The organism is Streptosporangium sp. NBC_01810, assembly GCF_035917355.1.
Lineage (GTDB): Bacteria > Actinomycetota > Actinomycetes > Streptosporangiales > Streptosporangiaceae > Streptosporangium.
On sequence record NZ_CP109070.1, the window covers coordinates 1,491,617 to 1,514,372 of the forward strand.

General features: G+C 70.9%; 23 protein-coding genes and 1 pseudogene. 18 read left to right on the forward strand and 6 right to left on the reverse strand.

From position 1 onward, the window contains the following. Window positions 1-12 precede the first annotated feature (12 nt). Both OIE13_RS06995 and OIE13_RS07000 read left to right on the forward strand, forming a co-directional pair. Window positions 13-927, forward strand: a complete 915-nt coding sequence (locus tag OIE13_RS06995) for a bifunctional 5,10-methylenetetrahydrofolate dehydrogenase/5,10-methenyltetrahydrofolate cyclohydrolase (RefSeq protein WP_326641848.1) — start codon at window positions 13-15, stop codon at window positions 925-927. A gap of 292 nt (window positions 928-1,219) precedes the next feature. After that, window positions 1,220-1,723, forward strand: a complete 504-nt coding sequence (locus OIE13_RS07000) for an RICIN domain-containing protein (RefSeq protein WP_326641846.1) — start codon at window positions 1,220-1,222, stop codon at window positions 1,721-1,723. 164 nt (window positions 1,724-1,887) lie between these two features. On the opposite strand, the gene OIE13_RS07005 is transcribed toward OIE13_RS07000, so the two are convergent. Further along, window positions 1,888-3,474, reverse strand: coding sequence for an MDR family MFS transporter (locus OIE13_RS07005; protein WP_326829761.1), 1,587 nt, complete (start codon window positions 3,472-3,474; stop codon window positions 1,888-1,890). 81 nt (window positions 3,475-3,555) lie between these two features. On the opposite strand from OIE13_RS07005, the gene OIE13_RS07010 reads away from it, so the two are divergent. Further along, the gene (locus OIE13_RS07010; protein ID WP_326829762.1) at window positions 3,556-4,116 is read left to right on the forward strand and encodes a TetR/AcrR family transcriptional regulator; all 561 of its coding nucleotides are present in this window, start codon (window positions 3,556-3,558) and stop codon (window positions 4,114-4,116) included. Window positions 4,117-4,120: 4 nt separating this feature from the next. Here the strand turns inward: OIE13_RS07010 and OIE13_RS07015 are convergent, their stop codons facing one another. Then, window positions 4,121-5,017, reverse strand: coding sequence for a cation diffusion facilitator family transporter (locus OIE13_RS07015; RefSeq protein WP_326829763.1), 897 nt, complete (start codon window positions 5,015-5,017; stop codon window positions 4,121-4,123). A 201-nt stretch (window positions 5,018-5,218) separates the two neighbouring features. On the opposite strand from OIE13_RS07015, the gene OIE13_RS07020 reads away from it, so the two are divergent. The 9 genes from OIE13_RS07020 to aroB all read left to right on the forward strand — a co-directional run bounded on the left by OIE13_RS07020 (window position 5,219) and on the right by aroB (window position 12,868). Then, window positions 5,219-5,431 (forward strand): MbtH family protein, encoded by a 213-nt coding sequence (locus OIE13_RS07020; protein ID WP_326641841.1) that lies wholly within the window; start codon window positions 5,219-5,221, stop codon window positions 5,429-5,431. A 25-nt stretch (window positions 5,432-5,456) separates the two neighbouring features. After that, window positions 5,457-6,185, forward strand: coding sequence for a thioesterase II family protein (locus tag OIE13_RS07025; RefSeq protein WP_326641839.1), 729 nt, complete (start codon window positions 5,457-5,459; stop codon window positions 6,183-6,185). 177 nt (window positions 6,186-6,362) lie between these two features. Then, complete coding sequence (locus tag OIE13_RS07030) at window positions 6,363-7,271, forward strand: carbamate kinase (protein WP_326641838.1); 909 nt, start codon at window positions 6,363-6,365, stop codon at window positions 7,269-7,271. A 27-nt stretch (window positions 7,272-7,298) separates the two neighbouring features. Continuing rightward, entirely contained in the window at window positions 7,299-8,390 is a 1,092-nt protein-coding gene (locus tag OIE13_RS07035) for a ring-opening amidohydrolase (protein WP_326641837.1), read from the forward strand. 64 nt (window positions 8,391-8,454) lie between these two features. After that, window positions 8,455-9,009: an SseB family protein gene (locus OIE13_RS07040; protein WP_326641836.1), complete on the forward strand. Its 555-nt coding sequence runs from the start codon at window positions 8,455-8,457 to the stop codon at window positions 9,007-9,009. Between the two features lie 242 nt (window positions 9,010-9,251). Then, on the forward strand, window positions 9,252-9,965 hold the full coding sequence (locus OIE13_RS07045; protein WP_326641834.1) for a prepilin peptidase: 714 nt from the start codon (window positions 9,252-9,254) through the stop codon (window positions 9,963-9,965). Between the two features lie 83 nt (window positions 9,966-10,048). Next, window positions 10,049-11,227, forward strand: coding sequence for a chorismate synthase (gene aroC / locus OIE13_RS07050; RefSeq protein ID WP_326641832.1), 1,179 nt, complete (start codon window positions 10,049-10,051; stop codon window positions 11,225-11,227). A 64-nt stretch (window positions 11,228-11,291) separates the two neighbouring features. Next, window positions 11,292-11,789 (forward strand): shikimate kinase, encoded by a 498-nt coding sequence (locus OIE13_RS07055; protein WP_326641830.1) that lies wholly within the window; start codon window positions 11,292-11,294, stop codon window positions 11,787-11,789. Window positions 11,790-11,791: 2 nt separating this feature from the next. Further along, window positions 11,792-12,868, forward strand: a complete 1,077-nt coding sequence (aroB, locus tag OIE13_RS07060; RefSeq protein WP_326641828.1) for a 3-dehydroquinate synthase — start codon at window positions 11,792-11,794, stop codon at window positions 12,866-12,868. 185 nt (window positions 12,869-13,053) lie between these two features. Here aroB and OIE13_RS07065 read toward each other — a convergent pair whose 3' ends face one another. Beyond that, the gene (locus tag OIE13_RS07065) at window positions 13,054-15,138 is read right to left on the reverse strand and encodes an ATP-dependent DNA helicase (protein ID WP_326641827.1); all 2,085 of its coding nucleotides are present in this window, start codon (window positions 15,136-15,138) and stop codon (window positions 13,054-13,056) included. Window positions 15,139-15,402: 264 nt separating this feature from the next. Between OIE13_RS07065 and OIE13_RS07070 the strand changes: the two genes are divergently transcribed. From OIE13_RS07070 to OIE13_RS07080, 3 genes and pseudogenes are all read left to right on the forward strand, one after another. After that, on the forward strand, window positions 15,403-16,788 hold the full coding sequence (locus tag OIE13_RS07070; RefSeq protein ID WP_326829764.1) for a hypothetical protein: 1,386 nt from the start codon (window positions 15,403-15,405) through the stop codon (window positions 16,786-16,788). A gap of 303 nt (window positions 16,789-17,091) precedes the next feature. Beyond that, a pseudogene (locus OIE13_RS07075) lies at window positions 17,092-17,365 on the forward strand (cation:proton antiporter domain-containing protein); the annotation flags it as partial. A gap of 102 nt (window positions 17,366-17,467) precedes the next feature. After that, entirely contained in the window at window positions 17,468-17,995 is a 528-nt protein-coding gene (locus OIE13_RS07080; protein WP_326641823.1) for a hypothetical protein, read from the forward strand. Window positions 17,996-18,120: 125 nt separating this feature from the next. Here OIE13_RS07080 and OIE13_RS07085 read toward each other — a convergent pair whose 3' ends face one another. Then, the gene (locus OIE13_RS07085; RefSeq protein ID WP_326641821.1) at window positions 18,121-18,378 is read right to left on the reverse strand and encodes a ubiquitin carboxyl-terminal hydrolase 14; all 258 of its coding nucleotides are present in this window, start codon (window positions 18,376-18,378) and stop codon (window positions 18,121-18,123) included. Further along, window positions 18,375-19,841, reverse strand: a complete 1,467-nt coding sequence (iscB, locus tag OIE13_RS07090; RefSeq protein WP_326829765.1) for an RNA-guided endonuclease IscB — start codon at window positions 19,839-19,841, stop codon at window positions 18,375-18,377. Before iscB ends, OIE13_RS07085 begins: the two co-directional genes overlap by 4 nt. A 355-nt stretch (window positions 19,842-20,196) precedes the next feature. Between iscB and OIE13_RS07095 the strand changes: the two genes are divergently transcribed. The 3 genes from OIE13_RS07095 (at window position 20,197) to OIE13_RS07105 (ending at window position 21,339) form a co-directional block, all read left to right on the forward strand. Then, window positions 20,197-20,598, forward strand: a complete 402-nt coding sequence (locus OIE13_RS07095; protein ID WP_326641818.1) for a hypothetical protein — start codon at window positions 20,197-20,199, stop codon at window positions 20,596-20,598. A gap of 70 nt (window positions 20,599-20,668) precedes the next feature. After that, entirely contained in the window at window positions 20,669-21,010 is a 342-nt protein-coding gene (locus OIE13_RS07100) for a YidH family protein (RefSeq protein WP_326641817.1), read from the forward strand. Beyond that, a complete protein-coding gene (locus OIE13_RS07105) occupies window positions 21,007-21,339 on the forward strand; it encodes a DUF202 domain-containing protein (RefSeq protein ID WP_326641815.1) in 333 nt (110 codons plus the stop codon). Before OIE13_RS07100 ends, OIE13_RS07105 begins: the two co-directional genes overlap by 4 nt. A 214-nt stretch (window positions 21,340-21,553) precedes the next feature. On the opposite strand, the gene OIE13_RS07110 is transcribed toward OIE13_RS07105, so the two are convergent. Beyond that, window positions 21,554-22,675: a ferritin-like domain-containing protein gene (locus OIE13_RS07110; protein WP_326829766.1), complete on the reverse strand. Its 1,122-nt coding sequence runs from the start codon at window positions 22,673-22,675 to the stop codon at window positions 21,554-21,556. Window positions 22,676-22,756 lie beyond the last annotated feature (81 nt).

Here is a 22,756-nt window from a genome sequence, read left to right on the forward strand (position 1 = left end):
GAGAGGACACACATGTCCCAGCCCGTTCGAAACGGCTCAGAGGGCTCAGAGTCCGAGAGCGCGCCGTCCGCCCGGCTGCTTCCCGGAGGCCCGGTCGCGCAGAGCATCCTCGCCGACGTGGCCGCGCGGGCGGCCGCCCTGACCCGCGGGGGCGTCACCCCGAGCCTGGCGACGGTCCTTGTCGGCGACGACGACGCCAGCGCCGGATACATCCGGATCAAGCAGCGGCAGGCCGCCGAACTCGGTTTCGCCTCGCCGCACGAGCACCTGCCCGCGAGCGCCACCCAGGCTGATCTGCACGCGGTCATCACCGCGTTCAACGACGACCCGGCGGTGCACGGGCTGCTCGTGCAGCACCCCGTCCCCAGGCATCTCGACTACGACCGGGCCCTGCAGGTCATGGATCCCGACAAGGACGTCGACGGCATGCATCCGCTCAACATGGGGCGGCTGGCGCTGGAGCTCCCGGGTCCGCTGCCGTGCACGCCCGCCGGGATCGAGGCGCTGCTCGCCTACCATGACATCCCGGTCGCCGGTCGGGAGGTGGTCGTCCTCGGGCGCGGGGCCACGCTCGGGCGGCCCCTGTCGATCCTCCTCGCGCAGAAGCGCCCGACGGCGAACGCCGCCGTCACCGTCGTGCACACCGGGGTGAGCGACTGGCCCCGCTACACGCGCCGCGCCGACATCCTCGTCGCCGCCGCGGGTGTGCCGGGCATCGTCCAGCCCGAGCACGTCAAGCCCGGCGCCGTCGTCATCGGCGGTGGCGTGCGCTACGAGGGCAGGCGCCTGCTGCCCGACGTCGACGAGTCCTGCGCCCGGGTGGCCGGGGCCATCACGCCCAGGGTCGGCGGGGTCGGGCCCACCACCGTCGCGATGCTGTTCCGTAACGCGATCACCGCGGCCGAGCGCGCGACGGCTCCCCGCTGAGTTCCCCTGTGCCCTCCCCCTGTGGGCGAGGGCACAGGCTACATCGGCGCGGGACCGGTGAGCGCGCCGGTGCTCTCCCCCCTGCGGGCGAGGGCACCGAATAGCCGCCCCCGCGGGTACTCGCGTCCCGCGAAACGCCTGTCGTCGTGTCGCCACCCTGAAACCGATCTCTCTACGTGTACGTTCTGCTGCGGAGAGTAATCATCGAGGGTGGGTGCGCGGGGTGCGGGCTCCTTCCGGTGGCTCGCGTCGCTCTCCACTCCCGTAATCCGCAGGAAGGAGAGCATCGACGATGCGACGGAGATTCAGGGTGCTGGCGTCGGCGGCGGCGGTCACGCTCGGTTGCGCGGGGTTCGTTCCCGGTGCGGTGGCCACCTCGAGCTCGGCGTCCGCCGCCTGGGGCCCCGTCCGCAGTCACCAGAACTGGCGCTGTCTGGACGCCGATCTGGGCACCATCGGCCCGAACGGCACCAAGGTGCAGCTGTGGGGCTGTAACGGCTGGGACAACCAGTCGTGGAGCTACGACGTGTCCAGCCACACGATCCACAGCAAGGAGAACGGGCGCTGCCTGGACGCGGACCTGGGAACCATCAATGCGAACGGCACCAAGGTGCAGTTGTGGGACTGTAACGGCTGGGCCAACCAGAAGTGGATCTACGACGCGACGAGCCACACGATCTACAGCATGTACAACGGGCGCTGCCTGGACGCGGACCTGGGGACCATCGGCTCGAACGGTACCAAGGTGCAGCTGTGGAACTGCAACGGCTGGGCCAACCAGAAGTGGACGCTCTGACCGCCGTCGCTCGCGGGCGGCATGGAGACCGCATCCTGCCTGCCCGCGTGCCGGAGCCTGAGCCGGACGGGGCGCTCCCCGTCCGGAAAAGGGTGCTTCGTGCGGCTGGAGGTGCCCGGGGCCGGCGGAGAGTGGGCCGGCCCCGGGCGGTGTGAGGGTGTTCGCTACCTGCCGGCGGTGACCGGCGGGGCGGCCGGGTCGACGGCGGCGGCCGGGGCGGCGCTCTGGGCCGAGCGCAGGGGGATCTCCTTGAGCATCAGGGCGGCCACCGCGGCGAGGACCGCGACCGGGACGCCGACCAGGAAGACCGCGTTCATCGCCCGGGTGAAGGCCTCCAGGACGATCTCCAGGACCGGTGCGGGAAGCTGGTGGATGGCCTCGGGGGAGCCGAGGCCGGGAACCGCGCCGCCGCTCAGCGGCAGCTTCGCGGCCTTCGCCAGGGAGATCAGCTCCGCGGTGAGGCGGTTGGTCAGGATCGCGCCGAAGGCGGCGACGCCCACCGCGCTGCCCAGGGAGCGGAAGAACGACACGCCGGAGGTCGTCGATGCGAGGTCTGCCCTGGCCACCGCGTTCTGCGCGGCCAGGATCAGGATCTGCATGGAGGCGCCGAGCCCGACACCGAGCATCACGTTGTCGACGCCGATGAGCAGCAGCGAGCTGTCGACGTGCAGGCGTGACAGGAGGAACAGGCCGACTCCGACCAGCAGCATGCCCAGCACGGGGAAGATCTTCCATCGGCCGGTCCTGCTGACGAACCGTCCGACCGCGATCGAGGAGACCAGCAGGCCGAGCACCAGGGGAAGGGTCATCAGGCCGGAACCGGTGGGGCTCATGCCCTTGACGATCTGCAGGTACTGCGGCAGGAACATCAGCGCGCCGAACATCGCCGCGCCGACCAGCAGGGAGGCGATGGAGCTGAGCACGAAGGTGCGGTCGCGGAACAGGTGCGGGGGCAGGATCGGGTCGGCGGCCTTGCGCTCGGCGACGACGGCCAGGCCGAACATCGCCAGGCTGAGCACGCCCAGGCCGTAGGTCCACGGGGAGTTCCAGTCGAACTCGTTGCCCCCGAGGGAGAGCAGCAGCATCAGTGCGGTGGTGCCACCGGTGATGAAGGTGGCGCCCCACCAGTCGACCTTGGTGTCGGTGCGGGCGAACGGCAGCTTCAGCACCTTCTGAATGACGACGAACGCGACCACGGCCAGCGGCACGCAGAACCAGAACGTCCAGCGCCAGGACATGTTGTCCACGATGAACCCGCCGAGCAGCGGGCCGGCCACCGTCGAGAGGCCGAAGACCGCGCCGATGTAGCCGGAGTAGCGGCCGCGCTCGCGGGGTTCCACCACGTCACCGAGGATGATCTGCGGGAGCGCGGCGAGGCCGCCGGCGCCGATGCCCTGCACCGCTCTGGCGGCGATGAGCTGGCCCATGTCCTGGGAGAACCCGGCGGCGACGGAGGAGACCACGAAGACGACCAGGGCGGCCTGGAACATGAGCTTGCGGCCGTAGAGGTCGGAGAGCTTGCCCCAGATCGGGGTGGAGGCGGTCATGGTCAGCAGGGTCGCGCCGGCCACCCATGCGAGCTGGTCCTGGCCGCCGAGCGTGCCGACGATCGTCGGCAGCGCGGTTCCCACCACGGACGTCGAGATCATCGACGTCAGCATGGCGAGCATCAGTCCGGCCAGGATCTCCAGCACCTGTTTGTGGGTGAAACTCGGTGCGGCCTCGGCCCGGATCTGTTGTTCGGTCGGCATGAACCGTCCCCCAATGCGTGTAGAGTACATATTAAGTTAGTAGACGCTTGTTTACTCGTCAAATCTGGAAGGATCGCGTAGGTGGATGAGACACGGCAGCGCGACAGGGAGGGCACCTGTCGGCGCATCCTCGACGCCGCCCGCCGGTTGTTCGCCGACCTCGGCTACGAGCAGGTGACGATGCGGATGATCGCCGCCGAGGCGGATGCCAACATCGCGCTGATCAACCGCTACTTCGGCAGCAAGCGGGAGCTGTTCGCCAAGGTGCTCGCGATGCAGGGGCGCTTCCCCGGTGTCCTGGACGGCCCGGAGGAGGAGCTACCCCGCCGCCTGGCCGAGTACATCGCCGAGCGGCTCCGCTCGGACCGGGCAAGTCCGGTGCTGGCCGCGCTCATCCGGTCGTCCAACTCCCCGGAGATCCACGAGATCATCCGGGATCGGGTCAGCTCGGCGATCCTGGGACCTCTCTCGGCTCGGCTCCCCGGCCCCGACGCGGCCTTCCGGGCCACGATAGCCACCGCGCTCATCACCGGCACCGGCACGATGCACCGGCTTTACGGCCCCGACTCCGGCGACGTCCCCGACCGCGAGGCTGTGATCGCCCGGCTCACCGCGGTCTTCGAGGCATGCCTCAGGGTGTGAGGGTTCACCTCGCGGTCATGCGGCACGCCGTGCCGGGAACGTGGTCGACCTGCAGGGTCGTGTGGTCGATGTGGAAGCGCTCGTGCAGCAGCTCGGCCAGCTCGCGGCGGACCCGGTGGCAGTCGCCGCCGGGCATGACGGTCACGTGCGCGGAGAGCGCGGGAAAGCCGCTGGTCACCGTCCACACGTGCAGGTCCTCGACACCCGTCACGCCCGCGTGGGCGATGATCGCGGCGTTCACCTCGGCCGGGTTCACCCCGTCGGGGGCGGCCTCGAACAGGATGCGTCCGGCGTCGCGCAGCAGGCTGTAGGCCGCTCTGGCCATCAGGGCCGCGACGACCAGGGCGGCGATCGCGTCGGCCCGGCCCCAGCCGGTGAGCCAGACGACCGCGCCCGCGATCGCGGTGGCCACGAACGCGTACATGTCGTTGAGGATGTGCTGGAACGCGCCCTCCACGTTGAGGCTGCTCCGGTCGGCCCTGGCGATGAGCCACGCGGCGACGGCGTTGATCGCGACCCCGGCCAGGGCGGTGCCGAAGACCAGGGCTCCGGCGACCTCGGGTGGCTCGATGAGCCGCCGCACGCTCTCGTAGACGAAGTAGGCGACGAGCACCACGAACGTCAGCCCGTTGACGGCCGCGGAGAGGATCTCGGCCCGCTTCCAGCCGAAGGTGTAGGCGCCGCGGGCCGGACGGGCCGCCATCCTCATCGCCACCAGCGCGAGCGCGATGGCGCCGGCGTCGGTGAGCATGTGCCCGGCGTCGGAGATCAGCGCGATGGAGTTGGCGGCGATGCCGATGACGACCTCGACCGCCATGAAGGCGAGCAGCAGGGTGAGCGCCGCCGCGAGGTAGCGACGGTCGGCGTTCGCGCCGTGCCCGTGCCCGTGCCCGTGACCCATCGTAAGATCCGTTCTGCCAACATCTGAACAGTTGCTCATATATTAAGCAAGGTAAGCCTAACCCGGCAAGGCCAGGCCCTGTCCGGCCTGCGCTTCGCGCTCAACCGCCATCCATGATCACCAGGTCGCCTGCGACCATGCGAACATGTTGAGTGCCGGGCCCATCGCGGAGATCGCCGCCCTTCTCAGAGAGGACACGCAGTGAGCAGCAACCCCTTCGAGGACCCCGAGGGCGTCTACCTGGCGTTGATCAACGACGAGGGGCGGTACTCCCTCCGGCCCGTCTGGCCGGAGATCCCCGCGGGCTGGACCGTCGCCTTCGGCGAGAACTCCAAACAGGCCTGCCTGGAGCACATCGAGGCCGACTGGACCGACATGCGGCCCAACAGCCTGATCCGGGCGATGGAACAGTGAGCGGCCGAGTCCGCGGAGGAACCGCATGACCTGGCTGCGCTGCGCCTTTCCCCGCCCGGGGGCGACCACCCGGCTGTTCTGCTTCACGCACGCGGGCGGGTCGGCCACCGCCTACCGGGACTGGCCCGCGCTGCTGCCCGACTCCGTCGAGCTGCATGCCACGCAGTTGCCCGGCAGGGCCGACCGCTTCGGGGAACCGTCGCCGGAGGACATGGACACGCTGGCCGACCTGGTGACCGAGGCGATGCCGCCGCTGCTGGACCGGCGTTTCGCGCTGTTCGGGCACAGCATGGGAGCGACGCTCGCCTACGAGGTCACGCGCCGCCTGGAGGCCAGGGGAATCGCCCCGGCGCGGCTGTTCGTGTCCGGGGCGAGGGCGCCGCACGACCCCCGGGAGAGGGACGCGATCTCGGAGTACGACGACGACCGTTTCGTGGTCGAGCTGGCCAAGCTCGGCGGCACCGAGGCGGAGATCCTCTCCCACCGGTCGATGCGCGAGATCGTCCTGCCCTACGTTCGCGCCGACTTCCGCCTGGTCGAGGCATACCGCCATCGCCCGGGACCCCCGCTGCACACCCCGATCTCCGCGCTCGTCGGCGACGCGGACCCGGCGGCCACCCCGGACCAGGCCAAGTCGTGGGAGGCCCGTACGATCTCCGACTTCTCCCTCACGGTCTTTCCCGGCGACCACTTCTACCTGCAGCCGCAGCGCGCGCCGGTGGTCGGGGAGATCGTCCGGTTGCTCGCGGGGTGAACGAGCCGATCAGAGGATGAGCGCGAAGCAGCCCGGCCGAGAGGAACGTCCAGGTGCGGGCTCCGGACCGGCTCCGCCCCCGGAAGCCGCCCTGCTGGCGGATTGTGTCGAAGAGTTGGCCTTCCTTGGGCAGTGAGTGCCCATGAGACGCGGCGTGGGGGCCGTTAGCGTCAGCCTGTGGGTGAACGAGTACTTATCGCGCTCGGCGGCAACGCGATGACGGGGCCGGACGGCGGGGCCTCACCCGACGCCCAGCGTCGCGCGGTCGAGCAGGCCATGCGCCATGTCGCCGCGCTCATCGCGGACGGCCACCAGGTGACCCTCACCCACGGCAACGGCCCCCAGGTGGGCAACCTGATCCTGAAGAACCAGCTCGCCGCGCACGTCGTGCCCCCGGTGCCGCTCGACTGGTGCGGGGCACAGACGCAGGCCACCATAGGAACCCTCGTCCTCAACGCGCTCGACGGCCGCGCCGCCGTCGTGGTCACCCGCACGCTCGTCGACCCCGCCGACCCGGCCTTCCAGGACCCGGTCAAGCCGATCGGCCGCTACTTCAGCGAGGCGGAGGCCCGCCGCTTCGAGGAGCTCGGCCAGACCTGGCGCCGCTTCGACCGGGGCTGGCGCCGCGTGGTGGCCTCCCCCGAGCCGCTGGAGATCCTCGACGCCCCCGCGATCGCCGCGCTGGTGGCGGCGGGGTTCACGGTCGTGGCCGCGGGAGGCGGCGGCGTGCCCGTGGCCCGCGATGCCGGGGGGCGGTTGGGCGGGGTCGAGGCCGTGATCGACAAGGACCTGGCGGCAGCGGTGCTCGCCCGGGACGTGCGGGCCACGGTCCTGGTCATCGCGACGGACGTCCCCGCGGCCGTCGTCGGGTTCGGCACGGCCCAGGCCAGGCCCCTGGGCGCCGTCACCGCGGCCGAGTTGCGCGTACTGCACGCCGCCGGGCACTTCGCCGGCGGCAGCATGGGGCCGAAGGTCGAGGCCGCGTTGCGCTTCGTCGAGCAGGGCGGCGACCGGTCGGTGATCACCTCCCTGGAGAACATCGGGGCGGCGCTCACCGGCGAGAACGGCACCGTGGTGCGAAAGTGAACACGACGCGATTGAAAGGTGGCAGGGATGCCGGAACCCATTGAAGTGCGCAAGGTGCCCATCGAGAGCGTGACCGATGCCTCCGGGCTGGCCGGGCTCATCGACGACGGGGTGATCGAGGCGCACCGGGTGCTCGCGGTGATCGGCAAGACCGAGGGCAACGGCGGGGTGAACGACTACACCCGGATCCTGGCCGACAGGGCCTTTCGCGAGGTGCTGGAGGCCAAGGGACATCCCTCCCCCGAGAGCGTGCCGCTGGTGTGGTCGGGTGGCACCGACGGCGTGCTCAGCCCGCATGCCACGATCTTCGCCACCACGGCGAACGCCGAGCCGAGCGACGAGCCACGGGTGAGCGTCGGCATCGCGATGAGCGATGTGATCCTGCCCGAGGACATCGGCCGTCCCGCGATGGTGGAGAAGGTCGCCGCCGGAGTCCGCGAGGCCATGAAGCTCGCCGGGATCGACGACCCCGCCGACGTCCACTACGTCCAGACCAAGACCCCGCTGCTCACCCTGTCCACGATCAACGACGCCAAGTCGCGCGGCAAGGACGTGGTGATCGAGGACACCGGCCCGTCGATGGACATCTCCAACTCCACCACCGCGCTCGGTATCGCCGTCGCGCTCGGCGAGATCGAGATGCCCGCCGCCGACCAGATCCACCGCGACCTGTCGCTCTACTCCTCCGTCGCCTCGTGCTCCTCGGGCGTCGAGCTGGACCGGGCCCAGATCGTGGTCGTCGGCAACGTACGGGGCATCGGCGGCCGCTACCGGATCGGCCACTCGGTCATGAGGGACGCGCTGGACGCCGACGGCATCTGGGAGGCCATCCGCTCCAGCGGCATCGAACTGCCCGAGCGCCCCCACCCGTCCGACCTGGGCGACCGGCTGGTCAACGTCTTCATGAAGTGCGAGGCCGACCCGTCGGGCAGCGTGCGGGGCCGCCGCAACATCATGCTCGACGACTCCGACGTGCACTGGCACCGCCAGATCAAGGCCACCGTGGGCGGCGTCGCGGCCAGCGTCACCGGCGACCCGGCCGTGTTCGTCTCGGTCGCCGCGGTCCATCAGGGCCCGAGCGGCGGCGGCCCGGTGGCCGCCATCGCCGACCTCGGCTGACGGGCACGCGCTCGGGCGGGGCGGACGTCCTCCCCGAGCGTCGCCGCGGGTAGGCTCCCGGTTCGTGCCGAGTATTCCGCAGCCCTTGGTCCCCGGTGACGACGGCGCCGCCGACGCCGCCGTGACATTCGTGCTCGCCGCCTTCGCCGCGGGGGAGGCGCAGGCCGGCGAGGTCGTCGCCGCGCTGAGCGGGGCACGGCTGCTCGTGCCCGTGGTCGCCCTGCTGAAGGAGTCGGAGATCGGCGAGCACGGGTTGCGGCAGGAGAAGGAGAGCGAGATGGCTCTGCCGAAGCTCGTCGGTGCGGACGGGCGCGAGGCGGTGCTCTCCTTCACCGGGATGGAGCCGCTGCGGCGGTGGCGTCCCGACGCCCGGCCCATCCAGGCCACGATCCTTCAGGTCTGCCAGGCGGCGGTGCACGAGGACACCGCCGCCGTGGTGATCGACGTCGCGGGCCCGGTGCCCTTCGTGATCGAAGGCGCCCTGCTGCGGGCACTCGCCGCGGTCGAATCGGGCACCGTCGACCAGTTGGGCCCCGAGATCACAGTGGCACGGATGGAAGAGATCGCCGAGCCTCCCAGACGTCGGCGGTTCGGTTGGCCACCGCGTGGACGAGGTTGATCGTCGGAATCACCGGGGCGATCACGGCGACGAACCCGCCGAAGTCGCGCTCGAAGACCAGGGCGAGGATCACGGCGGTCACTTCGAGCCCCGGGATCCCCGGCGGGACCGGGGTTCGCGGATTATGGTCGCTCCGTGAGCGAGTACGCCGAGTGGGCACACCGGCCCCCCAGTCCTCCCCGGACCATTAGGCACCTCCGGACCGTCAGGTACCTCCGGGTCTTTGGGGCGGTGGTGGTCTCGTGAGTTTCACGGCGGCGCCGACGCTCCTCCCGGTCCTGGCGGCGGCCGCGTCAGGAGCGGTGATCGGGCTGTGGACGCGGCGCGTGGTGGCCCGCCACTCGGTGCCCGACGGGGAGCGGACCGGGCGGACCGGGCGGGCCCGGCCGGTGGCGGGGGCCGTGGAGGTGGCCACCGCGGTGGTGCTGGCCGCTCTCGCGCTGCGGGCGCTGTGGTCCGGCGTGCCCGCCGGGACGGCGATCACAGTGGCCGGGAGGGCGGCGGAACTGCTCGCCTTCGGGGGGCTGGCGGTGGTCGCCGTCGCCCTGTCCTTCGTCGACGCCGCCGTCCACCGGCTGCCCGACCGGCTCACCCTGGCCGCCTACCTGGGGACCGCCGCACCGCTCGCCGGGTCGGCCCTCGTCGACGGCCGCCTCGGAGATCTGCTCGGCGCGGGGCTGGGTGGACTCGCCCTGGCGGGCTTCTACCTGGTGCTGCTCCTGGTCAACCCGGAGGGAATGGGGCTGGGCGACGTCAAGTTCGCGGCGAGCCTGGGCACCGCCCTCGGCTGGCTGGGCTGGGACACCCTGGTCGCCGGGACCTTCCTGGGCCTGGTGTCCGGAGGCGTCTACGGGGCCGCCCTGATGGTCCTGCGCCGCGCGGGCCGCAAGAGCGAGATCCCCTTCGGCCCCTTCATGGCCGTCGGCACCCTCGCCGCGGTCCTCGCCGCGCTCTGACCACCGGCCTGGGGGCGCCGGCGGATGTCTCAGTAGGTGAACCGGGGCCATTCCAGTGGGCGACACGTGGAAGACTTGTCAGCATGTTGCGTTGGTTGACCGCCGGAGAGTCCCACGGCCCCGAACTCGTCGCGATCCTGGAGGGCCTGCCCGCCGGGGTGGAGGTGACCACGGCCCAGCTGGACGAGGCGCTGCGCCGCCGCCGCCTCGGTTACGGCCGCGGGGCGCGAATGAAGTTCGAGCAGGACGTCGTCACCATCGTGGGCGGTGTCCGCCACGGCCGCACGCTGGGCAGTCCCGTCGCCATCCGGGTGGGCAACACCGAGTGGCCCAAGTGGGAGACGGTCATGGCAGCCGACCCCGTCGACCCGGCCTTGCTGGAGGGGCAGGCGCGCAACGCGCCACGTTCCCGCCCCCGTCCCGGCCACGCCGACCTCGCGGGCATGCAGAAGTACGGCTTCGACGACGCCCGCCCGGTGCTCGACCGGGCCAGCGCACGCGAGACCGCCGCCCGCGTCGCGCTCGGCCAGGTGGCGCGGAGCTTCCTCAAGCAGGCCCTCGGCGTCGACATCGTCAGCCACGTCGTCTCGATCGGCGGGGCGGCGGCCACCCCCGGTGTCATCCCCGGCCCCGGCGACTCAGCGGTGATCGACGCCGACCCGGTGCGCTGCGCCGACCCGGACGGCAGCGCGGCGATGGTCGCCGAGATCGACAAGGCGCACAAGGACGGCGACACCCTTGGCGGCGTCGTCGAGGTGGTCGCCTACGGCCTGCCGCCGGGCCTGGGCAGCTACACCCACTGGGACCGCCGTCTTGACGCCCGCCTCGCGGCCGGGCTGATGGGCATCCAGGCGATCAAGGGCGTCGCCGTCGGCGACGGCTTCGAGACGGCCCGCCGTCCCGGTTCCCTGGCCCATGACGAGATCGAGAACACCGAGGACGGTATCCGCCGGATCACCAACCGGGCCGGTGGTGTCGAGGGCGGCATGACCAACGGCGAGCCGCTGCGTGTCAGCGCGGCGATGAAGCCGATCTCCACGGTCCCCAGGGCGCTGGCCACCGTCGACGTGCTGACCGGCGAGGCCGCCAAGGCCCACCACGAGCGCTCGGACGTGTGCGCGGTCCCGGCCGCCGCGATCGTCGCCGAGGCGATGGTGGCGCTGATCCTGGCCGATGCGGCGATCGAGAAGTTCGGCGGAGACTCCGTCGAGGAGGTCGCCCGCAACCTGTCCGGCTACCTCTCTTCGTTGGTGATCAAGTGAGCGGGCGCCAGGCCGGTGGAGCCCTCGGTGCTCCGGCCGGCGAGCCGCGGTGCAAGGAGGCCGGATGAGTCCCCGAGTAGTGCTGATCGGACCCCCGGGATCGGGCAAGTCGACCATCGGACAACTCCTGGCCGGCCGGCTCGGGGTCGTCTTCCGTGACACCGACACCGACGTTGAGCTCACGGTGGGCAAACCGGTGAGCGACATCTTCATCGAGGACGGCGAGGAGTTCTTCCGCGAACTGGAGGCCGACGCCGTGCGGCGGGCGCTGGCCGAGCACGACGGCGTGCTCTCCCTCGGCGGCGGCGCGATCCTCACCGAGGCCACGTGCGAGCTGCTGGCCGGGCATCCGGTGGTCTACCTGGAGGTCGGTCTCTCCAACGCCGTCCAGAGGGTGGGCCTGGCCTCGGCGCGGCCGCTGCTCGTGCTGAACCCGCGCAGCCAGCTGAAGAAACTGATGGACGCCCGCCGCCCCGTCTACGAGAAGCTGGCCCGGTTCGTCGTGGTGACCGACGAGCGCGAGCCCGGCCAGATCGTCGACGAGATCGTGAGGAGCCTGTAGCCGTGACGATCTCCAGGATCAAGGTCGGTGGCGAGAGCCCGTACGACGTGGTGGTCGGCGCCGGAGTGCTCGGCGAGCTGCCGGGCCTGCTCGGGCCGGGGGTCCGCACCGTCGCCGTGATCCACCCCGAGAGCCTGCCGGAGATCGCCCACCCGGTCTGCGGCGTGATCGAGGCGGCCGGGTACGAGGTGGTCCCGTTGCCGGTGCCCGACGCCGAGCGCGCCAAGACCGTCGAGGTGGTCGCGGAGCTCTGGTCGGCCTTCGGCCGTGCGGGCGTCACCCGCTCCGACGCCGTGGTCGGTGTCGGCGGGGGAGCGACCACCGACCTGGCGGGGTTCGCCGCCGCCACCTGGCTGCGCGGCGTCAAGGTGGTGCAGGTGCCGACGACACTGCTCGGCATGGTCGACGCGGCCGTGGGTGGCAAGACCGGTATCAACACCCCCGAGGGCAAGAACCTGGTCGGATCGTTCCATCCGCCGGCAGGTGTCCTGTGCGACCTGGCCACCCTGGTCTCGGTGCCCCGCGACGACTACGTGGGCGGCCTCGCGGAGATCATCAAGGGTGGTTTCATCGCGGACCCGGAGATCCTCGTCCTCATCGAGGACGATCCCGAGGGGGCCAAGGTCCCCGAGGGGCGGCACACCCGCGAGCTGATCGAGCGCAAGATCCAGATCAAGGCCGACGTGGTCGGCGCCGACCTGCGCGAGGGCGGCCTGCGGGAGATCCTCAACTACGGCCACACCCTGGCCCACGCCATCGAGCGCGTCGAGCGGTACCGGATGCGGCACGGCGAGGCCGTCGCGATCGGCATGGTCTACGCGGCCGAGCTGTCCCATCTGGACGGCAGGATCGGCGCCGACCTCGTGGAACGGACCAGGTCCATTCTGACCTCGGTCGGGCTGCCCACCGCCTACCGCCGTGAGGCCTGGCCCGAGCTCCGGGACCACATGCGCCTCGACAAGAAGAGCCGCGGCGCCACGCTGCGCTTCATCCTCCTGGACGGCCTGGCGAAGGTGTCCCCGCTGTCCGATCCCTCGGAGGATCTTCTCGAAGCCGCCTACCGGAAGATCGCCCGGTGAGCTTCACGACACCGGCGGTCCCGGTGGGTATCGCGGGCTTCGGCCTGAGATCGTACGTGCCGGCCCTGCACGCCATCGCCGAGAGCACCTCCTGAATCCGGGCGACCCGGAACTTCCCGCGCCCCGGCGGTCGCACCCGGCCCCCGGCGATCCCGATGCCGGGATCGCCGGGGGCCGAGGCGGTTTCAGGAGGCGCTGAGGCGCTTGAGGGCGCTGCGGACCTTCGCCGGGTCGTCGGTGGGCCAGAAGGGCGGCAGGGAGTCGCGCAGGAACCCGGCGTAGCGGGCCGTAGCCAGCCGGGGGTCCAGCACCGCGACCACGCCCTTGTCGTGCTGGCTGCGGAGCAGGCGGCCCGCGCCCTGCGCGAGGAGCAGCGCGGCGTGGGTGGCGGCGACCGACATGAACCCGTTGCCGCCCTTGGCGGCCACGTGGCGCTGGCGGGCGGAGCTGAGCGGGTCGTCCGGACGGGGGAAGGGGATCCGGTCGATGATGACCAGGCGCAGTGAGGGGCCGGGGACGTCGACGCCCTGCCAGAGGGAGAGCGTGCCGAACAGGCAGGTCGGCTCGTCCTCGGCGAACTGCTTGACCAGCAGCATCGTGGAGTCGTCGCCCTGGCAGAGCAGCGGCACGCTCAGCCGGTCGCGCAGGGCCTCGGTGGCCGCCTTGGCGGCCCGCATCGAGGAGAACAGGCCGAGGGTGCGGCCCCCGGCGGCCTCGATCAGCTCGGTGATCTCGTCGATGTAGGCCTCGGGCAGGCCGTCACGGCCCGGCTGGGGCAGGTGCTTGGCGACGTAGAGGATGCCGCTGCGGGGGTGGTCGAAGGGAGAGCCGACGTCGATGCCGCTCCAGCCGGCCCGGCGCTTGTGGGCCTTCCCGTTCTTGGACTCGTCGCGCCCCTCGCCTGTCTCGTCCGCCTCCGCGTCCTTTCGGCCGCCCTCGGCGCCAAGGCCCCACTGGCGGGCCAGACCGTCGAAGGCGCCGCCCAGGGCGAGCGTGGCCGAGGTCAGGATGACCGTACGGTCGCCGAAGAGCCTGTCGCGGAGCATGCCCGCCACCGTCAGCGGCGCCACCCGCAGCAGGGGCGGGCGCCGGTCGGTGCCGGCCTCCAGCCAGACCACCTCGGCCCGGTCGACCTCCTCGGCGTGGCCGAAGGCGTCGAGCATGCGCTGCGCGGTGTCGTGGACCTCGTCCAGGGAGGTGAAGGCCGCCTTGCGCAGTCCCGCGCCCTCAGGGTCGTCCTTGTCACCGGTGCGCGGGCCGAGGGCGGTGATGCACGCCCCCGCCGAGTCGCGGATCAAGGCGAGCGTCAGCCCGAGCACATTGGGAAGCTCGTCGAGGCGCCCGGCGGGGGCGGCGGTGAGGAGGGCCTTGAGGTCCTCTCCGGCCTCCATGAGGCGGTCGGCCAGGTGCTGCTCGATGAGCTTGCCGACCCGCCGCACGGCCGCCGCGACCATGGTCTCCGACAGTTCGCCGCTGACCACCGAGGTGACGCGGTCGACCAGCTCGTGGGCCTCGTCGACCACGACCACCTCGTGCTCCGGCAGGAGCGGGAAGTCCTCCATCGCGTCGATGGCGAGCAGCGCGTGGTTGGTCACGACCACGTCGGACTCGCCGGCGCGGGCGCGGGCCAGTTCGGCGAAGCATTCCATACCGCTCGGGCAGCGCATGGCTCCCAGGCACTCCCTGGCGCTGACCGAGAACTGGCGCCAGGCCTGCTCGTTGACGCCGGGGACCAGCTCGTCGCGGTCACCGGTCTCGGTCTCGTTGGCCCACTCCTGGATGCGCTGGACCATCCGGCCCGTCGCGTTGACCTCCCGGGGGTCGAAGAGCTGGTCCTGCTCCTCGTCGGGCCATCCCGCGCTCGCCTTGTAGCGGCACAGGTAGTTGCGGCGGCCCTTGAGGATCGCGAACGCGGGCTCGTGCGGCAGCTGCGGGGCGAGGGCCTTGGCGAGGCGGGGCAGGTCGCGGTCGACGAGCTGGCGCTGGAGCGCGATGGTGGCGGTGGAGACGACCACGGCCCCCTTGGAGGTCATCGCGTGCCTGATCGAGGGGATCAGGTAGGCCAGCGACTTGCCGGTGCCGGTGCCCGCCTGGACGGCCAGGTGGTCGCCTGACTCGATCGCGTGCTGCACCGCCCTCACCATGGTGATCTGCCCGGGGCGGTCGACCCCGCCCACCGCCTCGACGGCGGTGCTCAGCAGATCCTCAACCGGGGGAATATCCACCTTTGAGGAGACGTCTTTGGATGAGGCGATGGAGTCGGTCGGCACGACAGCCAACCGTACCCGCTCGCCCCGACAAGCGCGGCGGCTCCGGTGGGTCGCCGTGTGCCCGCATCCCCGTATTCAGGAACCTGAGGTTCGTCTCGCATGGCAAACTGGCTGGATCACCCGGCTCATCAATCCTCGTAGGGTCAAAGAAGGTCTACCGTTCCGGTGTCACTGGGGCGGAAGATGGGGACGGAAAGACCGGTTCGGTAGGGTTTCCCGAGGTCGAGTGGACGAATAAAGGCTGGTTAAAGCACTATGTCCTCCATGTCGGAAGTTGTCCCGTTGCCGTCGTTCGGCGAGGTGTTCTTTGACGAGCGTGGCCAGGAGCGCGTGCTCCGGGTCACCTGGCACGAAGGCACGCTGGTGCTGAGCCTGTGGCGTGGCGAGATGTGCACCGCGAGTTTCCGCATGCCCATGAACGATGTGGGGCGGCTGGTCGACACCCTCGACGAGGGCTTCGTCCAGGCCGGTGGGCAGTACCCCGACGAGGTGGGCGAGCCCGTTCACGCCGAGCAGCAGATCCACGGTGACTATCCCGGCACCGGCCAGTACGCCAGGCCGCGGCCCGAGGACTACGCCCAGCCCCAGCAGTATGCCGACCCGGCCGGTCACGTCCCCGTGCCGGACGAGCCCCGCCAGGTCGCCACCCTCGGGCCGAACGACGTGCTCGTCGCGCGAGGAGTGGTGCCTCCCCTGGATCGGCCCGACCGGCCCGACTGGTCCCAGGATCGGATGGCGCCGGGGTACGGCTCCTCGGACGCCGTGCCGCGCGAGAACATGATCGTTAATGACTCCCTGTCCTACGGGCAGCCGCAGTCCTTCGATCCGCTCGGCACGGGCCCCGTGTCCGGCGAGGCCGCCTACCAGATGCCGGGCGACCACTACCCGCCCGCGCAGCAGCCCGCTCCGTACGGGGCGCCGCAGCCGGACCCCTACGCGGTGCCCGCCTCGCAGCCGGACCCCTACGCGGTGCCCGCCTCGCAGCCGGACCCCTACGCGGTGCCCGCCTCGCAGCCGGACCCCTACGCGGTGCCCGGCTCGCAGCCGGACCCCTACGGCACGCCCGCGCCGCAGCCAGCCGACCGGTTCGGCGTCCAGCAGCCCGATCCGTACGATGTGTCGCTCCAGCAGCGGCCCGTCGACCCGTTCGCGCCGCACGCCGAACAGTTCCCCAACTCCGCCCGCCGGCCGGATCCCGACCCCTACGGGCAGGGGCAGCAGAGCTCGACGGACCCCTTCGGGTTCGCCGCCCAGCAGCAGGCCGCCGGCCACGGGACCCCGCAGCCCGATCCGTACGGCTACCCGGCCCCCGCGCAGCCCGATCCCTACGCGTTCGGCACCGCCCAGCCACATCAGGCCGGTCACCCCGCCGACCTCAGGGACCTGTACGGCTCGCCACCCGTCTACCCGCAGCAGGACGTCGATCCGTCCGACCCGCTGGGGCTGGGAGGCCAGTCCGCGCCCGACCAGAGGCTGTCACGCCCCTACCTCCAGGACCCGCCGCACTCCACGGGTGAGAGGCTCCGCCCCGAACAGGGCCACGACGACCGGTACGACCGCCGCCGTGACGAGCACCAGTACGACGACAGGCGCCGCGAGGGACGGCGCCGGGGCGACCGGGGCGACCGGGGCGAACGCGGAGAGTGGTGACCTCCCTGTAGGGGAGGCGAGTTCCCTGGAGCGCGGTCCCGTCGTGTCCCGGCCGAGAGGTCCACGCCCGGGAGGTACCGTCGTTCCGGCCGCCGGGTGTGAAACCCGGCGCCGTGTGGCGGTTTCCGTTGTCCCGGGCGGTTCCCGAGGCGCGCGGAGGCACGGAAACCGATCGATCCTATCGGGCAGGGTGGCGTGGACCAGTCGACCGTGGTGCAGACGCTGGCCGTGTCGGTCCTTGGGATCGGGGTGGCCGCGGTGGTCAGGCGCAGGGGGTGGCCGGCGCCGCTGCTGCTGGTGCTCGTGGGGCTGGTGCTGTCGCCCGTCTTCCCCGAGTACGAGCTCGACCCCGAGCTGATCCTGCTGGTCTTCCTGCCCCCGCTGCTCTATTCGGCGGCGATCGACAGCTCCTATCTGAGGCTCAAGGACTTTCGCCGGCAGATCGGGCTGCTCTCGATCGGCCTGGTGCTGTTCACCACGCTGGTCATCGGGTGGATCACCCATCTGCTCCTGCCCGAGTTGCCGCCGGCCGCCGCGTTCGCGCTGGGCGCGATCGTGGCCCCGCCCGACGCGGTCGCCGCCGTCGCCGTGGCCCGCAGGCTCGGGTTGCCTCGCAGGACGGTCACCATCCTGGTGGGGGAGAGCCTGGCAGCAGCTGACCGTTGTGAGCTGGGCGGGCATGCGCGGAGTGGTCTCCCTCGCCGCGGCCTTCGCCATTCCGCAGACCCTGCAGGGCCGCGACCTGTTGCTCTTTCTCACCTTCTCGGTGGTGATCGGCACCCTCCTCGTCCAGGGCCTGACGTTCCCGGCGCTGATCCGCAGGCTGAAGGTCTCCAACGAGCGGGAGATCTACACCGACAACCTGGCCGAGGCGGCCGCCCAGCAGGCGGCCACCTCCGCCTCGCTGGCCCGGCTGGACGAACTGGTGGGTGAGGGCGTCGACGAGGTCTATCGGGAGGTCGTCGACCAGCTCAGGTCACGCGCCGAGCGCCGCACCCTCAGCGCCTGGGAGCGACTGGGCGGCGGCACGGGACCACAGGGGGAGGAGACGCCCGGCATGGTCTACCGGCGGCTCCGCCGGGAGATGCTGGCGGTCGAGCGCGAGGTTTTCGTACGCCTCCGCGACGAGCGGCGCATCGACGACGAGGTGCTCCGCCGGGTCCTCCAGGAGATCGACTTCGAGGAGGCCATGCTGGAGCGTGACTAGGCGGGTGGCTAGGCGGGTGGCCTCCGTACTCTTGAACATCGTTACAGATCAAGAGATAGGCCCTCGTGCTTGGAAAAGACTTGGAGCTGACATCCCGCACGGCGGAAGGGCCCCGTCGCCGCCGGTCAGCCGATGATTTTGTCCACGTAGCACCACCGCCAGTCCTCGCCCGGTTCGAACGAGGCGACGACCGGATGGCCGATCACCGTCGAGTGGGCGGTGGCGTGCTTGTTGGGGGAGGAGTCGCAGCAGCCGATGTGCCCGCAGGACAGGCACTTGCGCAGGTGAACCCAGCGATCACCCGCCGCGAGGCATTCCTCGCACCCCTGTGGTGTGTGCGGAGGCGGGTCCTGAGCCTCCGCGAGATGCTGACAGAGCTTCATCGGTTACCTCCAGCGTGGAGACCCCCGCCTTCAGGCGGGGGAGGAAACGCGGCACGGTGCCGCGTTTCTGAATGGGTTGCGTAGCCGTAGCCGTCCGCTCTCTGGAGCATGCGAACGTGGCGGTGGCCGATGCCCTGCACGGTGCCGTGCCGGGTGGTGATGTTGAAGTTTCCGGTGGTGCGGACGGCGACCCGGCCGGTGTGAACCCCGGCCTTCTTGCCTGCCGGGACGTTTGCCCGGACCAGGTCACCGGTCTGGAAGCCGCGCACGGTCTTGGTTCGGGGCAGCCGTAGTCGGGGGAACCCGTACTTGTCGGTGCGGGTCCGGCAGTACGTGCCGCGCCCGGTCGCCTTCACCACCAGGACCGTGGACGGCCAGCCGGCTACCACGTCGAGATGGCCGACGTGCAGCGCGTCCAAGGTGTGCGACTTCGCCGCGCCGGTGCGGGTACGGTTCCACTTCGTCCGGCCGCCCGAGCCGGTGGCCACGGGCAGGCCGGTGGCTTCCAACGCCCGCCACAACGCCCACCTGGTGGCGTTGACGGCGGCGGCGTCCCGTAACGGGGCCTTCGCCCGCGCCATGATGCGGGCGAGCACCTTCGGCTCTCCTGCCAGGAACTCCTCGATCGGGGTGGCGTTCTTGGTCTGGTTGCACGGGATGCACGCCAGGGCCAGGTTGCTGATCCGGTCGGAGCCGCCCCGGGAACGCGGGTGAATGTGGTCGAGGTTGAGCGGCACGTCCTGCTTGCCGCAGTACGCGCACGTGCGCCCCCACTTGGCCAGCAGATACTCGCGGACTTCGTATCCGGCGAGCGTTCCCTGCTGGTACGCCACCCCTTCGAGCGGCTTGCCCGCTGACATGGCGTGCGTGTCGAACGCGACGCGCTCGACGTGGACGGCTCGAACGGGCGCCCAGCGCCTCAGGCGTCCAACCCAGGACATGGTCGTGTCCACGCGGTGTCGCAGGGACGGGGCGAGCCACCCCTTCGGTTTGGTGCGGTTGGAGAAACGGGGCGCGCGGTAGCGCAGGTTACGGGAACGGCGGCCCCGGCGCAGCGGGGCCCGCGCGCTGAGCTTGTCGCGGATCCGGCCGCCCCGGTGATCGAGTTGGATGCTGTAGGTGCCGGCACGGTTCCCGTCGCGTTCGGTGAACACGGCGATGCCGGTGTGTTTGGAGCCGGGGTCGATGCCGACCTCGACGCCCTGGAGTGTGGAGTCGGTGGCGGCGCGGTCGCGCAGCCGGATGACGAACGGGGTATGCCGGTGGACCACGGCCCGCCCGGCCGCCAGTAGGCGGCGGGCGCGGGCAGGGTGGCACAGGTCAAGCGGGCGGCCGCGGGAGTCCAGGACGAACACGGCCGGGTGAACCTCACGGTTGGCTCCCTCGGGCGCCGTGGCGCCGTCGGGGTGACGCCGGAGCAGACGGGTGCCGTCCGCTCCGATCTCCCCTCGCCCATGTTCCACGCCGGTTACCGCGCTGGGGCGGTGTCCACGTCCCGTTTCGTGCCCACCCTCGGGCGTGTCTGCTGACGCGGATTCCAGAGCAGCGGGCTGAGGAAGCACCCGCTGGTGGGTCTGCCGGCCTACGTGAAACGTAGTCGATCGAATGCACCTCCTTCTAGGTGATCGACTCGGGCTGGTCAACGCGGGGCTTCAAGACGCATCGCTGTACCTCAAGCCCCCTCCTTCGGGAGGGGGGCGTTGACGATCTCTCCTTCGTTCGAACACTGCTGATCGTATGGCCGGAGCCGCGCTCCAGCCGACAATGAACCGGCACGACAGGCACCTGCCGCACCGGCTTGTTGGGTAGGGTCTGGGCATGCGACCCCTTCTGCGACGAATCCCCGCCCTCGCCGCCTCAGCGCTCGCCGCCGTCCTGATCACCACCGGTTGCTCCGAGATCCAGGAGGTGAGCCAGGGCATCGACAAGGCACAGCAGTGCGTGCAGGCCGCAGGCATCGTCACCGAGACCGTCTCGAAGGTCTCCGGTCTGCTCGACGACCCCGCCGCGATGGAGCAGGCGCTGAAGGACGGGGGCGCCAAGCTGGGCGACCTGGCCGACAAGGCGGCCAACACCTCGCTGAAGGAGGCGGCCGACGGCGTCTCCAACACCCTGGAGGGCTTCAACGTCCCTGACGCCAACAGTGCCATCGACACCGCGCAGAAGGTGGCGACCGACTCGGTGCGGTGGGTCGAGCAGCTGACCAACGCCTGCGGGTAGCCCTCACCAGCGGAGGTCTCCGTCAACCCGGGTTCTCTAGGGGGAATGTAGCTGAAATAGCGTCGTTCCCATGGAGCCTCCCGACCACGAGCCGGATCCTCGATTCACCCTTGCCAATGAACGCACCTACCTGACCTGGCTGAGCACATCGCTCGCGCTGAGCGCGGGCGGTGTGGCCATGGCCGCGGTCTCCGCCGATATCTTCGTCCCGTGGATGCGGACCCTGCTCGCGGTGGTCCTGGTGTCGTTGTCCGCCCTGGCGGCCGCGATGGCCTACCCCCGCTGGCGCCGCGTCCAGCACGCCCTGCGCAGCTCCGCCCCACTGCCGCCTCCCGCCCTCGCGCCCCTGTTCGGGTACGGTGTGGCGGCGGTCGCCGTGCTCGCCCTGATCCTCATCCTGCTGTCCCGATGAACAGACCCTGGGACGAGGGCCTGCAGAGCGAGCGGACCCAGCTCGCCTGGATACGTACCACCGCCATGCTGGCCGTCACCGGCCTGGCCGGTGCCGGTGTCGCCCTGCGCGCGGGCACGCCCCTGATAGCCATCGTCCCCTTCGTGCCGGCCGTGTTCTGCGCCGGCCTCCTGCTGACCCACACGGGCATCCGCTTCCGCCGAGTCCAAGAGGCACTCCACCAGAGCCGTCCCCTCGACAACCGGGCCGACGCTCTCATCGCCTGGTTCGGCACTCTCGCCACCGTGGCCGGAGCCATCGCCTTCGTGCTGGCAAGGTTCGGAGGGTAAGGAATATGCGGCAAGGTATCGCGGCATGTCACGCACTGTGGGCCGGCCACGCCGACCGGCTGTCCCAGCGCGCCGACCGGTTGCCCGCTCACGCCGACCGGTTGCCCGCTCACGCCGACCGGTTGCCCGCTCACGCCGACCGGTTGCCCGCTCACGCCGACAGGCTGCCCGAGCTCGCCGATGCGGGTCCGGGCCGGGGCCGGGTCAGGGCCGGTCAGGGATGGGGCTCGCCGCCGAGGGCGACGGTCTCGGCGACCTCCGCGTGGCGCTCGGTCTCCTCGGCGGCGAACCGCTCGGCGTCGAGCCTCTCGGCGATGTCCTCGTCCTGCCGCATCAGCCTGTCCAGGCTCTGGCCCGCCATGTCCAGCACACCCATGTCGGCATAGGCCTTCTGCAGGCGGGGGCTCCATAACCCGATGTCCTTGACGCAGGGGACGATACGGCTGAAGAGCAGGGAGCGGAAGATCTTGAGATATTCGGACTTGTCAACACATTCCATGGCCTCGGCGACCTCGGCCTTGTTCAGGCCCAGGTTCTCCCAGGTCTCCCGGCCGCGCAGCCGGTCGCGCATCAGATAGCAGCCCTCGATGACGAAGTCCTCGCGCTCGCGTAGCTCCGACTCGCTGAGCTGGTGGTAGTAGTCGCGCAGCGCCATCCTGCCGAAGGCCACGTGCCGGGCCTCGTCCTGCATCACGTAGGCGAGGATCTGCTTGGGCAGCGGCTTGGTGGTGATGTCGCGCATCACGCCGAAGGCGGCCAGGGCGAGGCCCTCGATGAGCACCTGCATGCCGAGGTAGGGCATGTCCCAGCGGGAGTCGCTCAGCGTGCTGTCGAGCAGCGACTTCAGGTACGGGTTGATGGGGTAGGCCAGCCCCACCTTCTCCTGGAGGAAGCGGGCGTAGGTCTCGGCGTGGCGGGCCTCGTCCATGGTCTGGGTGGCGGCGTAGAACTTGGAGTCGAGGTCGGGGACCGACTCCACGATCCTGGCCGAGCAGATCATCGCGCCCTGTTCCCCGTGCAGGAACTGGGAGAACTGCCAGGCGGCGCCGTGCAGGCGCACCTCCTTGTGCTGCTTTTCGTCCATCCGCTCCCAGAGCGGGGTGCCGTAGATCGCGATGGTGTTGTCGGGGATGCCGAGCACGTTGTACGGGTCGACCTCCAGGTCCCAGTCGATGCGCCTGACCGAGTCCCACTGCTTGTCCTTGCCCTTCTGGTACAGGGCGAGCATGCGATCCCTGCCGTTGTCGTACTCCCAGGTGAAGCGGGCGGCCCCGGCCGCCTCGACGTCCCACGTGGAAAGCTCGGCGGGGATGGTGTAGAGATCGTGTGTCGACATGCGGCCTCCAGGGACGTACACCGTACGTAAAGGACGAGCGTGCCACGTACGCTGTACGTACGTCAATGGAACCGATGAGGG